10 protein-coding genes are annotated in these 13,337 nt (G+C 74.9%); 8 read left to right on the top strand and 2 right to left on the bottom strand.

Features of this window, described 5'->3' with window-relative positions; all coding sequences use genetic code 11:
- The first annotated feature begins 152 nt into the window (after positions 1–152).
- Positions 153–782, top strand: coding sequence for a hypothetical protein (locus K7I03_RS00250; protein WP_185945915.1), 630 nt, complete (start codon positions 153–155; stop codon positions 780–782).
- 318 nt (positions 783–1,100) lie between these two features.
- Complete coding sequence (locus K7I03_RS00245; protein WP_185945916.1) at positions 1,101–1,574, top strand: hypothetical protein; 474 nt, start codon at positions 1,101–1,103, stop codon at positions 1,572–1,574.
- 56 nt (positions 1,575–1,630) lie between these two features.
- On the opposite strand, the gene K7I03_RS00240 is transcribed toward K7I03_RS00245, so the two are convergent.
- The gene (locus K7I03_RS00240) at positions 1,631–2,620 is read right to left on the bottom strand and encodes a helix-turn-helix domain-containing protein (RefSeq protein WP_185945917.1); all 990 of its coding nucleotides are present in this window, start codon (positions 2,618–2,620) and stop codon (positions 1,631–1,633) included.
- 70 nt (positions 2,621–2,690) lie between these two features.
- On the opposite strand from K7I03_RS00240, the gene K7I03_RS00235 reads away from it, so the two are divergent.
- Entirely contained in the window at positions 2,691–3,068 is a 378-nt protein-coding gene (locus K7I03_RS00235) for a cupin domain-containing protein (protein ID WP_221903657.1), read from the top strand.
- 92 nt (positions 3,069–3,160) lie between these two features.
- Here the strand turns inward: K7I03_RS00235 and K7I03_RS00230 are convergent, their stop codons facing one another.
- The gene (locus K7I03_RS00230; RefSeq protein ID WP_185945918.1) at positions 3,161–3,709 is read right to left on the bottom strand and encodes a hypothetical protein; all 549 of its coding nucleotides are present in this window, start codon (positions 3,707–3,709) and stop codon (positions 3,161–3,163) included.
- 240 nt (positions 3,710–3,949) lie between these two features.
- Here K7I03_RS00230 and K7I03_RS00225 point away from each other — a divergent pair, with 240 nt between their 5' ends.
- The 5 genes from K7I03_RS00225 to K7I03_RS00205 all read left to right on the top strand — a co-directional run bounded on the left by K7I03_RS00225 (position 3,950) and on the right by K7I03_RS00205 (position 13,334).
- Positions 3,950–5,284, top strand: coding sequence for a DUF2252 domain-containing protein (locus tag K7I03_RS00225; protein ID WP_185945919.1), 1,335 nt, complete (start codon positions 3,950–3,952; stop codon positions 5,282–5,284).
- 488 nt (positions 5,285–5,772) lie between these two features.
- The gene (locus K7I03_RS00220; RefSeq protein WP_185945920.1) at positions 5,773–7,065 is read left to right on the top strand and encodes a TolB family protein; all 1,293 of its coding nucleotides are present in this window, start codon (positions 5,773–5,775) and stop codon (positions 7,063–7,065) included.
- Between the two features lie 1,166 nt (positions 7,066–8,231).
- Entirely contained in the window at positions 8,232–8,720 is a 489-nt protein-coding gene (locus K7I03_RS00215) for a pyridoxamine 5'-phosphate oxidase family protein (protein WP_185945921.1), read from the top strand.
- Positions 8,721–8,931: 211 nt separating this feature from the next.
- Complete coding sequence (locus K7I03_RS00210) at positions 8,932–12,108, top strand: amino acid adenylation domain-containing protein (RefSeq protein WP_185945922.1); 3,177 nt, start codon at positions 8,932–8,934, stop codon at positions 12,106–12,108.
- On the top strand, positions 12,105–13,334 hold the full coding sequence (locus tag K7I03_RS00205; protein WP_185945923.1) for a cytochrome P450 family protein: 1,230 nt from the start codon (positions 12,105–12,107) through the stop codon (positions 13,332–13,334). The genes K7I03_RS00210 and K7I03_RS00205 overlap by 4 nt, the downstream gene beginning before the upstream one ends.
- Positions 13,335–13,337: the final 3 nt, after the last annotated feature.

Here is a 13,337-nt window from a genome sequence, read left to right as displayed (position 1 = left end):
ACCCCCCTGTCTCCGCGCGGGTGATGACAAACCTCACTTCCGCCCGCGCGTACAGCGCGGGATGCTCGGAAGCGTGGAAGCCCGGGCGGCCTCCGGCCCGGCCCCGGCTCCCCACGGATCCCACCCGCGTGCCACAGGAAAGGGGAAGCCCTGTGCCGGAAGCGTCCGGGAAGCCCGGCATCCACCGCCCGTCGAAAACCGACACCGCGCGGACCCTCGCCACCTCGCTCGTCCGCTGGGCGACGCGGCGACCGCTCCCGGAACAGGCCGAGGACGCACGCCGGTTCGCCCACTCGTCGGACGCGCGCCAGACCGTGACGCTGCTCGTCGTGCTGGAGACGGTCACGGCCCTCTGCACGTCCGCGATGCTGCCCCCGGCGTTCAGGGCCTGCCACGCGGCCTTCGAGGCCCTGCTCGTCCTCGCCGGCTTCGGGGCCGTCGCCGCGATGGCACGGAGCCCGCACCTCGTCTCCCCGTCCCGGCTGGTCCTGCGCACGGGCTGCTTCGGCAGCCTGACGGTGCCCGGCGCTTCGGTCGCGTCCGTCACGCGTGTCACCCGGACCGTCACCGGCCTGGGCGTACGCCGGGTCCCCGGCGAACCCAGGGCCGTCGCCTGCTCGGCCGGCGGCGCGGTGGACCTGTGCCTCCGACTCGACCCGCCGGCCGCCCTCGACCTCGGCAAGTCGGGGGTGACGACGGAGGTGGACACCGTCTACATCTCGGCGGACGCTCCGCGCGCCTTCGCCCAAGCCGTACGGGAGGCCGCCGCCCTCCGGCACTGAACGCGGGCGCAGCATCCGGATTCCGTCCGCCGCCTGCGCACCACGGCGTCAGAACGACGTCCGGCCGTTGATTCAATGTCGTGGGTAGCTGGGTGCGGTGTGCCGAACGCGGGCGGTCCGGCGCACCCGTCCTGACGGCTCGGCCTGCGGGGGAGACCCGACGGCGAGCCGCAGGGCTGCGTTCCGGCGTACAGGACTTCATTCCGGCGCATAGGACCTGAGTATGACATCACATCTGGCGCCCAGGTCCGACGACGGCGAGCCGTGTGGGGCGGGAGAGTGGGGACATCAGCCGAACGAGGGTGAGGAGCCCGACCGATGTCCGCGATCCGCCGTACCGTCCGTACCACCGCCCGCGCCTTCCTGGCGCTCCCGGCCGGGTGGGCGGCGGTGGCCCTGACCCTGGCCGGCCGCCCGCGTCAGGCGGCCCGGCTGTACGGCCGGATCGCCGGCGGCGAAGGGTGGACCGGCGGCCGGGTGGTGGGCCGGGCCGTCCTCGGACTGCCCCTGGACCTGGCGGCCTTCGGCCTGATCGGCTTCGCGCTGTTCAACTCCGTACGGAACTTCGGCTACCCGGTCTGGTACCTGGACACCGACTACCACCACGCCTGGGGCGGCCCGACCCTCGCGGGCGTCTGGGCCGTCCATGCGGGCGGATGGCTGCTGTGCCTGGCGCTGCTCCTGCACTGGCCCGTGCGGTGGCTCGCGAACGGGCAGCGGGCGGTGGCCCGCCGGGTGGCGGGCGGCCGGACGCCGTCGGCGCCGGAGCCGGCCGTGGCGCGGTGCGCGTAGCGGGCGTTGCCGGAGCGGGTCGCGGCGCGGTGCGCGTAGCGGGCGCCCGCCGGGGCTCAGCGCGTGCCGTGGGCGGTCCGGGCCGTGCCGGGCGGCCGGCGTGACGTGCTGTGGAAGGCCCGGCGGTAGGCGCTGGGAGTGGTGCCCAGGGCGCTGAGGAAGCGCCTGCGGAGGTTGGTCGCGGAGGAGAGTCCGGTACGGCGGGCGACGGCGTCCACCGCCAGGTCGGAGGTCTCCAGCAGCTCGCGGGCCGCGGCGATCCGCCGGGCGAGCAGCCACTGCCCCGGGCTGACGCCGAGCTGCTCGGTGAAGCGGCGGGCCAGGGTACGCGTGGAGCAGCCGGCCCGGGCCGCCAGCCGGTCGAGCGTCAGCGGCTCGTGGAGCCGGCCGGCGGCCCAGTCCAGCAGCGGCGCGAGCGAGCTGTCGATCTGCGCGGGGCGGGGCGGGGCCGCGTACTGCAACTGCCCGCCCTCCCGGTGCGGCGGCATCACCATGTTCCGGGCGACCCGCGCGGCGTAACCGGCGCCGTGGTCGGAACGCACCAGGTGCAGGCACAGGTCGATCCCGGCCCCTGAGCCCGCGCTGGTCGCGATGTCGCCGTGGTCCACGTACAGCACGTCCGGTTCGAGGCGCACGGCCGGGAACAGCGCGGCGAACTGCTCGGCCTGCGCCCAGTGGGTGGTCGCCGAGCGGCCGTCCAGGAGTCCCGCGTACGCCAGGGTGAAGGCGCCGGAACAGATGCTGACCACCCGCGCGCCCCGCGCGTGCGCCCGGCGCAGCGCCCGTACGACGGCGTCCGAAGGGGGCTCGGCGATGGGCAGCCAGCCGGGGACGACCACGGTGTCGGCCCGGTCGAGGGCGTCGAGCCCTTCGGTGACGACCATGTCGTACCCGGCGAGCGTGGCGACCGCACCGGGCCGCTCGGCGCAGACGGTGAAGCGGTAGCGAGCGGGCAGGCCGCGCCGTGTGACGCCGAACACGTCGGCCGCGCAGGCGAGTTCGAAGGTCGACTGAGGTGCGTGGACGAGTGCCGCTACACGGTGCATGGCAGGAAAGTACCTCAGGACGTCAAACAAGACACTGGGCGGGGTGCCGGAGACCGGCGAGGCTTGCCCCATGACGAACACGACACCCCAGACCACGGACGGCACACCCACCACAGCGTCGACGGGCGGTCAGGTGCCCGGCTACGTATGGGCCGCCGCACAGGACGTTCCGGCCCGCACCCTCTTCCCCGGCATCCGGCTGCGCTCGCTGTGGAGCGGCGAGAACGGCGCGACGGCGCACGTGCTGGAGATGGACCCCGGCGCGCACTGGGAGGGCATCGACGTCCACGAACCGGGCCCGGAGGAGGTGTTCGTGGTCTCCGGCGTCTTCAACGACGGCGAACGCGACTACCCCGCGGGCACCTTCCTCCACGCCCCCGCCGGCTCCTCCCACATCCCGCAGACGACGACGGGCTGCACCCTCTTCGTCTTCTACCCGGAAGGCTGAGACACCCGGCCGGGCACCGGCTCAGGGGGCACCGGCTCGGGAGCACTGGCTCAGGAGCGCCGATTCGGGAGCGCCGGCTCAGGAGGACCGGCTCAGGAGGGCCCGTCCTCCGCCTCCCGGTGGACCGCTCCCCGCAACTCCTGCGAGAGGTCGATCAGTTCGCCCGCGAACAGGTCCACGGCGCGGTTCCGGAACTCCTCCGGCGTCAGCCGCACCGGCACGTCCCCGCCGACCCGGCCGACGATGACCCCGGCCGGCGACTCCGCCTTCGCCTCGTCCTCCGCGTCGGTGCCGTCGAGAGCGCGCGCGAGCGCGCCGGCGACCGAGGACCGGGCCGACTTGGCCACGCTCAGGTCGTCCAGGGCGAGGCCGATATAGGCGGCGATCAGGGCACCGGACTCGTCGACGACGCGGATGCCCTTCGGGATCGCGTTGCCCCCGCGCGCCGTGAGCGTGGCGACGCCCGACGCGGCCCCGGACAGGGACAACTCGGCCCGTGTCGTCCGGGGGTTGGCGAACCGGTCGTCGGGCTCCTTCCCCGCGAGGCGCTCCGCCTCCAGCCGGCCCTCGGCCGAACCCTCCGCCCGCCGCCGCTCCTCCTCCGCGTCGTGGCCTCCGGCAGACCGCTCGTTCACCGCCATGGCGACCCCTCCCCGCCCGCTCGCCGGTGTCCTCTTCCCACCGTCTTCCCCTCGCACCGGCCGGCGATGCGTACGGGCGGGGGGCGGTCGGCGCGGGCCGGAGGGCGATCGGCGCGGGTAGGGGGGGGGCGGGCGGCGCGGCCCGCCGTCATGGGCCGCGGACCCGTGACGGTAGCCTCACGCGAGGAACGGCGGGCGCACGGGCACCCGCACGAACGAACCACCCCAGGAGGACCAGCGATGGCGCTCGAGCACGACCGGGCCGCCCAGCGCGGCGAGGAGATCCTCGCCGTTTTCGACACCGCGTTCGCACAGCTGCTGGCGGCCGACCCGGCCGCCTTCCGGGTCAAGTTCCGGAAGATGGCCGCCTCCGCCTTCGCCTTCTACCGGGGCACGGCCTGCCTCTTCTACCACGACCTGGCCCACGAACGGGACGCCGGCCCCTACCTGGACGACCGCACGTCCCGGGTGTGGATCCACGGCGACCTGCACGCCGAGAACTTCGGCACCTACATGGACGCGGGCGGCCGGCTCGTCTTCAACGTCAACGACTTCGACGAGGCGTACGTCGGCCCCTTCCTCTGGGACCTCAAGCGCTTCGCCGCCTCCGTCGCCCTCCTCGGCCACGCCAAGGCGCTCAGCGACGACACCATCACCGAGCTGGTGCGGATCTACGCCGCCGCCTACCGGGAGCGCATCCACGCCCTCGCCGCGGGCGCGGAGGACGGTACGCCCGGCGGTCTCCCGCCCTTCACCCTCGACACCGCCCAGGGCCCGCTCCTCGACGCCCTGCGCGAGGCCCGCGCCCGCACCCGGTTCGGCCTCCTCTCGACCATGACCGAGATCCGCGGGCACGACCGGCGCTTCCTCGACGGCGGCGGCTCGATACCGCTGGACGCCCCCACGCGCGCCAAGGTCCTCGAAGCCTTCGACGGCTACCTGAAGACCCTCCCCGACAGCAGCCGCGTCCGCCCCGACTCCCACCGCGTCAAGGACGTCGTCGGCCGCCGCGGCATCGGCATCGGCAGCGCCGGCCTGCCCTCGTACAACATCCTCCTGGAGGGCAACAGCGACGCCCTGGAGAACGACGTCGTCATCTACATGAAGCAGGCGCAGACCCCCGCGGTCTCCCGGCACGTCACCGACCCGGCCGTCCGCGCCTACTTCACCCACGAGGGCCACCGCACGGTGATCTCCCAGCGCGCCCTCCAGGCGCACGCCGACCCGTGGCTGGGCTGGACCGAACTCGACGGCGCCGGGCAGCTGGTCGCGGAGGTCTCGCCGTACGCCGTCGACCTCGACTGGTCCGACATCGACGACCCCGGGCAGATCGCCGCCGTCGTCGCCGACCTCGGCCGCGCCACCGCCACCATGCACGCCGCCGCCGACGACACCAGCGGCCACTCCCTGGTGCCGTTCTCCACCGAGCACGCCATCGACGCCGCGATCGCCGCCGACGAGACCGGCTTCGCCGAGCTGCTCACCGACTTCGCCCACACCTACGGCGCCCGGGCCCGCGAGGACCACCAGATCTTCGTCGACCTCTTCCGCAACGGCCGGATCCCGGGCCTGTAGCCGGGCGTGTAGCCGCAGCGCCGCCCGCCCCCGCCCCCGCTCCGGTGGTATCGACGCCCCGGAGCGTCAGTGTCCTGCGGCGGCCGCCGTCCAGCAGAGGCGGCGCCGGTGGGCCCGCCGCGGGCTACGGGGGACACGACGGCGGTCCGGGGGCCCGACAGTCCCGGGCCGACCGCACGGCATGAGCCCGGTCGCCTGGCGCGGCCGGGCCGGCGGTGGTCCGGAACCGTCGCGACGGCGAGCGGTCACCGCGCAAGACCCCGGGCGCGCCCCGTCGCGTCCGGCCTCCGGCCGGCCCGCGCCAGCCGGCCGCGGAGAGCCGGCCGGAGAGCGGCGCCGTCTCCCTTGCCGGCACGTCCGGTTGGCGGGTTCCCGCCCGTCGGTGATCGGTGTCGTTGACCGGGCGGACCGCCGCCGGTTGGCTCTCCCTGGCCGAAGAGACGGCGCCGGAGACGGGCCGGCCCGACCACAGGGGAGGACGGATCACCATGAGACGGACGAACAGTGGCAGGGCGAGACGGCCGCTGGCGCGTGGGGGCCTGGTCCTCGCGGCCGCGGCCCTGATGGCGGGGGCGGCGCTTCCCGCCCACGCGGGCCCGCGAGCGGGGGACACCGTCCAAGTGGACATCGGACTCGACGGCGCCCAGCCCGACAACTGGTCGGAAGCGCGCGGGATGAGCGCGGACGGCCGGTACGCCGTCTTCACCTCCATGGCGTCGAACCTCGTCCAGGGCGACACCAACCGCCTGTACGACATCTTCGTCCGAGACCTGCGCGCCGGGCGGACCGAGCGGGTCAGCCTCGCCGACGACGGCGGGCAGCTGAACGGGTCCACCAGCCAGGCGGCCATCAGCGGCGACGGCCGGTACGTGGCGTTCGCGTCCGACGCGGCCGACGTCCTGCCCGGGCTGCCGGCGAACGGCGGCTACCGGGTCTTCGTCCGGGACCGCCGGACCGGGCACACCGAGCTCGTCAGCGTCGACGGGAGCGCCGAGAGCCCCGCCATCAGCGCGGACGGCCGGTACGTCGCGTACACCCTCAACGGGCGCGACATCCACGTCACCGACCGCTGGAAGGGAACCACCCGGCTGGTCACGGCCGGCGCGGACGGCTCCCGGGCCGACAACTCCTCCGCCGACCCGGTGATCAGCGCGGACGGCGCCACCATCGGCTTCCGCTCCCGGGCCACCAACCTGCTGCCCCGTGACCGGAGCGGCGCCACCGCCGCCCCCACCGGTTCCAAGCCGCCACGGCCGCGCCCCACGTTCCCGTTCTACGTGTACGACGCGCGCACCGGCCGCATCCAGGGCGCCTCCGTCGACCCGGCGGGCGTGCTGCGCGACGCGCACCCGTACGCCAACCTGAGCCCCGACGGGCGGTACGCCACGTTCCGCGTCTTCGAGGCCAACGGGACGGACGAGGAGGGTTCGCACGTCGAGCTGTACGTCCGCGACCTGCGGCACGGCACCACCACGAAGGCCGCCCCACCGCTGCCCGGCACCCGGACCGTGCACGACGCCTACCGCGGCAGCGTGACGGCCGACGGCCGTCGGCTGATCTTCGCCTCGGGCGCCGACAACCTGGTGCCCGGTGACACCAACCAGTCTGTGGACGTCTTCCGGCGCGACCTGCGGACCGGCGAGATCGAGCGGATCAGCACGACCGGCGGCGCCACGGACATCTCCTGGGCGCCCAACTCCCTCTCCCTGGACGGCGCCGGCACCACCGCCCTCCTCGACGGTGGCGGCAAGGCGTACGCGCGCCGACTCCCGTCCGCCTGACCTGGCGGAACGCAGACGGCCGTGGCGGAGCGGGCCGGGGCGGGAAGGGCGCGGTGCCGGTACGGCCGCAACCCTTCCCGCCCCCCGGCCGGCCTGTTCGCGCCCGCGAGCCGACGCCGACCGCGCCCCAATGCTTGCCTGCTGGTTGGCTGGCTGGCTGGCTGGCTGGCTGGCACCGGCACCGGCACCGGCGGTACGGGACGGTCAGACGCCGTTGCGTCACGGCATCAACTGCCGCACGATGTCAGGCCACCGCCCACCCTGCCGCGCCACGCGACCCCTTTCATGCCACACGCGCGACGTGGAGCCGGCACCGACCGCGCCCCCATGTCTGCCGGCCGGCACCGGCGGTATGCGACGGTCAGGCGCCGCCGCCATCACGGCATCCGCTGCCGAACGAATCGCGGGCCACCGCCAACCCCGCCGCGCCATGCGACCGGCTCATGCCGCACGGACGGCGCGGGAGTGTCGGGCACCGCCGTCCCGGCGCGTAACTCCCGGACGGTTCCGGGCTACCGCCAGCCCACGCCAGACCCTCCGCGACCCCTCTCACGTCTCACGCCACACGTGCGACGTGGCGGCATGCCGGGGAGCCCCGGCCGTTCTGCCGCAGGCAAGGGCGATGCGGCAGAACGGCGCTCCGCCACGCCGCTCCGCTGCCCCGCTGTGTCGCCGGTCGGAGCGCCCCCCGTCCCGTCCGGGCCGTATCAGGTGACGTGAAGTCGGCCTCGCTTCCCGGTCCTGGCCCCGGCGGCTCAGTGCTCCGTGAAGGGCGGGGCCGCCCGGCCGAGTTCCCGCTCCGACGCCGCCGGGCCGTGCCGTACGGTCCCGAGAAGGCCGTTCCGTCCATAGGCCGGCCCGGGCTCGGCTGCCGCACGTCGATATGCCGCCACCGCCCGCCGCAGGGTCTGCTTTCGGCCCCCCGGGGCGCCGAGCGGCGCCGACCGCTCCGGCCGGCGCTTCTTCCTGATCAACCGCCGGTAACGCCCGGCCCTTCCACCCTCTTGACACACCGGCCCCACCTGTCTCGCTGCCTCTCAAGACGACTCAAAACATCAGTTTGTAGGGCAATAGGCACGGGGAGTTATGCGTTCGCTTCCAAGATCCTTCACGGGGGAGCCGCCCGTGAAACGGCGCTTTCCCGCCCACACCGCAGAGGAGCCCTCATGCTGCCCGCCATGCCGCACGACGCCCGTGAACAATTCCTCGCAGCCCCGCACATCGGCATCCTGGGCGTCACCGACCCCCGGGACGGTGACCGAGCGCCCCTGGTGGTGCCCGTCTGGTACGCGTACGAGCCGGGCGGCGAAGTCGTCGTCGAGACGGGCCGGGAGACGGTCAAGGCCCGACTGCTGCGCGCCGCCGGGCGGTTCAGCCTCTGCGTGCAGGACGAGCGGCGGCCGTACCGCTACGTCAGCGTCGAGGGGCCCGTCACCGCGGTGGAGGACCCCATCGACCCGGCCGTGCGCGAGGCCCTCGCCCACCGCTACCTCGACCCCGACGAGGCCCGCGACTACCTGGCGGCCACGGCGGCGCAGCTGACGGACGACGTCGTCTTCCGCATGCGCCCGCAGCGCTGGCGCACCGCCGACTTCGCCGCTTTCGCGGCCGACTTCGCCGGCGCTTCGGAGGACGAGTCGGCCGCCGCCGGCTGACCACCGCCGCGCACGCGGAACGCCGCACCCGGGAGCGCGAACCCGGGAGCACGAGTCCGGGAGCACGGACCCCGAACCGCGCGAGCGACCACGGAAATCACGCACCGCACAGAGCCGACGCACCGCGCTCCTGTGCGCCGCAACCGACCCACCGCACACCCGCACATCGCACACCGCACACACCCGAGCCGGAAGGACACCCCACCCGCACATGACCGACACAGACGTCTCCTTACGCCCCCACGCGCAGCCCCGGCCCACCGCGGACACTTCGAACACCTCGGACTCCGCACCCCCGGCCGGCTACCCGCGGGACCGGCTCGTAGCCGAGCTGTTCGCGGCGCAGGCGGCCGCCCGCCCGGACGCCCTCGCGGCCCGGCACGGGGAGCGCACCCTGACCTACGGCCGGCTCGACGCCCGCTCCGACGCCCTGGCGGCGCGCCTGCGCTCGCGCGGCGTCGAACCGGGCGACCTGGTGGGCGTGTGCGGCAGCCGTTCCCTCGAAGCGCTGGTGGCGCTGCTCGGCATCCTCAAGGCCGGCTGCGCGTACGTCCCGCTGGACGAGGACCTGCCGCCGGCCCGGCTGCGGGCCATGGCGGAGGACGCGGGGCTGCGCGCCGCGGTCACCCTGCCCGGCGGTGAACGCCCGGTGCGCGGCTTACGCGTGAGCATCGGCCTCGACGATGTCGAGGAGACGACCGCGGCCACCCCGGAAAGCCCCACCCGTACCGCGTCCCCGACCGACCCCGCCTACGTGGCCTTCACCTCCGGCACCACCGGCCGCCCCAAACCGGTGGCGATACCGCACCGCGGCGTCGTCCGCCTCGTGCTCTCCGACCCCGAACTGCCGCCGCCCGGACCGGGCGACCGGGTCCTGCACGCCTACGGGCTCTCCTCCGACGCCTCGACGATAGAGATCTGGAGCGCGCTGCTCACGGGGGCGTGCCTGGTCATCGCCGACCGCGCCGAACTCCTCTCGCCCGCCGCCCTGGAGGACCTGCTGCGCACCCGGCGGGTCACGGTCGCGTACCTGACGACGAGCGTGTTCCACCTCCTCGCCCGGACCCGGCCGGAGGCCCTGTCGGGGCTGCGGTTCGTGTCGGCCGGCGGCGAGGCGATGGACCCGCGCCTGGCCAACGCCGTCCTGGCGGCCTGCCCCGGCACCACCGTCGTCAACTTCTACGGCCCGACCGAGAACGCGGTCGTCTCCACCGCCCATGTGCTGCGCCCGCTGCCCGACGACGCCGGGCACGTGCCCCTCGGCCGCCCCTTCGGCGCCTCCACCTGCCACGTCCTGCGCCCGGACGGCACGCCGGCGGCGCCCGGCGAGGAGGGCGAGCTGTACGTCGGCGGGGACGGGCTGGCCCTCGGCTACCTCGGCGACGCGGCGCTGACCGCCGAGCGGTTCGTCACCCTGCCCGCCGTGGAGCCGGACGGGCCGCTGTACCGGACCGGCGACCGGGCGGTCCTGACGGCCGACGGCCTGCTGGAGTACCACGGCCGGCTGGACCGGCAGGTGAAGCTGCGCGGCGTACGGGTCGAACTCGACGAGGTCGAGGCCCGGTTGCGGGCCCATCCGGCGGTAGGCGAGGCCGCCGTCGAGGCCGAGGAGGGCGCGCTGACCGCGTACGTCACCCCCGCCGAGGCCGGCCGGCCCCTGTTCGTACCGGATCTGCGCGCGTACTGCGCGCGGTGGCTGCCCGCGCAGGCCGTTCCGGCGCTCGTGCCGCTGGACCGGTTCCCGGTGACCAGCGGCGGCAAGGTGGACCGCGCCCGGCTGAAAGCCGCGGCCCCCGCCCCTGCCCCGGAGCCGGCGGGGGCGGCCCGTCCTACGGAGGGCAGTCATACGGAGGGCAGTCCGACGGAGGGCCGTCCGGCGCAGGACCTCCCGGCCGAGGACGGCCTGCTCGGCGTCCTCGCGGAGGTGTGGCAGCAGGTCCTGCGCGTCCGGCCCGCTGCCCAGGACCGGTTCTTCGACCTCGGCGGCGACTCCCTGCTCGCCTCCGAGACCGTCACCCGCACGCTCGCCGTCCTGGGCCTGGACGCCGCCCACGGTTCGGGCCTCGTCCGGGCGCTGCTGGCCGCCCCCACCCTGGAGGGGTTCGCCGCGGCCGTCCGCGAGGCGCGCCACGGCACCGCCGGAACGGCCGCGCCGCCCGCCGACTTCGTCAAGGAGACCGAGCTCGGCTTCGACCTGCCGCCCGCCGCCGGCCCCGCCCCGCGCCCCCACGATCCGCGGCACGTGCTGCTCACCGGCGCCTCCGGGTACGTCGGCGCCTTCCTCCTCGACCGGCTGCTGCGCTCCACGCGGGCGCGCGTCCACTGCCCGGTACGGGCGACGTCTCCGGCGCACGCCGAACGGCGGGTGCGCACCGCGCTCGCCCGCTACGGGCTGCACCCGGACGAGGCCGCGTGGCAGCGCGTCGCGTGCTTCCCCGGCGACCTGACCGAGCCCGCCCTCGGCCTGCCCGACGCGCACACGGCCGACCTCTCCCGCACCCTGGACCTCGTCGTCCACAACGGCGCCCACGTCAACTTCCTCTACCCATACGAGGAGTTGCGCGCCGCGAACGTCGACGGCACCCGGGAGATCGTCCGCCTCGCCGCGCCCCGCCGCGTCCCCGTGCACTTCGTCTCCACCGTCGCCGTCGTCGCCGGTTTCGGCGCGGCCGGGGTGCGCGAGGTGGACGAGGACCTGCCGCTGGACCACGCCGACGCCCTGACCATGGGCTACGCCGAGAGCAAATGGGTCGCCGAGGGCGTGCTGCGGCAGGCCGCCGAACAGGGCCTGCCGGTGGCCGTCCACCGGCCGTACGAGGTGACGGGCGACACGGCGCACGGCGTGTGCAACACCGAGACGGCCATCTGCTCGCTGCTGAAGATGATCGCCGACACGGGACTGGCCCCGGACATCGCGCTGCCCATGGACTTCGTCCCGGTGGACCACCTCGCCGCGGCCCTCGTCCACATCGCCACCCACGAGCCGGCCGACGGCCGCGTCTACCACCTCACCAACCCGCGCCCGGCGATGCTCTCGGACGTCCTGGACCGGATGCGCGCCGCCGGCCACACCCTGCGGACGCTGCCCTACGAGGAGTGGGTCGCCGCCCTCGTCCGCCATGTCGCCGCGCATCCCACGGCCGCCACGGCCCCGTTCGTGTCGCTGTGCGTCGACCGCGGCCGCACGACGGACCGGTCCGTCAAGGAGATGTACCTCCAGGACACCTTCCCCGTGCTGGGGCGGCGCAACGCCGAGGCGGCCCTGGCCGGCAGCGGGCTCGACTGCCCGCCGGTCGACGCCACCCTGCTCGACCGCTACCTGGAGTACTTCCACACCTCCGGCTACCTCACCCGCCCCGCGACCAGCCCTTCGGAGGGGACCGCATGAGCGACACCGAAGCCGTGGACACCGTCGAGACCGTCATCAAGGTTCCCGCCCCCGAGCCCGGCAGCGCCGGATCGCCGTGCGCCTACGCCCGGCTGCGCGCCGAACAACCCGTCGTCAAGGCCGAGTTGCCCAACGGCGAGACGGGCTGGCTCCTCAGCCGCTACGAGGACGTGCGCGCCGCCTTCGCCGACCCCCGGCTCGTCCGGCCGCTGCTGTCGGCCTGGCCGCCCCGCGAGGGCGCCGACGCCCCACCGCCGTGCCTGCCCACCTTCCTGGAGATGACCGGCGAGCACCACGAGCGCGTCCGCCGCACCGTCCTCCCGCTGTTCGGGCGCCGCAGGCTGGAGTTCATGGTCCCGCGGGTCCGGGCCATCGCAGCGGAGCTCCTCGACGCGATGCTGGCCGGGGCGCCGGACGGTACGGCGGACCTCGTCCCCGCGTACGTCGAACCGCTCCCGCTGCGGGTGCTGTGCGAGACCGTCGGACTGCCGTACGAGGACCGCGACGTCTTCCTGCCGCACACCCTCGCCCTGCTCGGCGCCTCCGGGCTGACGATGGAGGAGGTGCTGGCCGCGCTGTACGCGCTCCAGGACTACGCGTCCGACCTCATCGCACGCAGGGAGCGGGCGGGGGAGGGTGAGGACTACCTCGGGATACTGCTGGCGGAGAGCCGCCGGGCGGGCGGCACCCTGACGCGCGACGACGTCGTCAGCTTCGTCGTCACCATGCTCATGGCCGGCTACAAGACCAACATCCAGCACACCGGCAATGCCCTCCTCGTGCTGCTCGGCCACCCCGACGAGCTGCGGAGGCTGCGGGAGGAGCCCGCGCGGATCCCCGCCGCCGTGGAGGAACTGCTGCGCTACGTACCGCTGATGAACGCGATCAACATCCTCGTCGCCCGGGAGGACTTCACCCTGCACGGGCAGCGCATCCGGGCGGGCGACGCGGTCGTGCCCGTCCCGGCGTCGGCCAACCGCGACCCCGCGGCGTTCACCGACCCCGACCGCTTCGACCCGGCCCGCTCGCCCAACGCGCACGTGGCGTTCGGGCACGGCCCGCACGCCTGCACCGGCGGCCACCTCACCCGGCTCCAGCTCGCCACCGCCGTCGAGGTGCTGCTGGAGCGGCTCCCCGGCATCGAACTGGCCGAGCCGGCCGCCTCGCTCCCCTGGGACGAGACGACCCCGCTGCGCGCACCGGCCCGGCTGCCGGTGCGCTGGTGACGC

The organism is Streptomyces mobaraensis, from assembly GCF_020099395.1.
In the GTDB taxonomy this organism is placed as follows: domain Bacteria; phylum Actinomycetota; class Actinomycetes; order Streptomycetales; family Streptomycetaceae; genus Streptomyces.
Note: the sequence above shows the minus strand (reverse complement) of the source record. Positions and strands in the feature narration are given on the sequence as shown.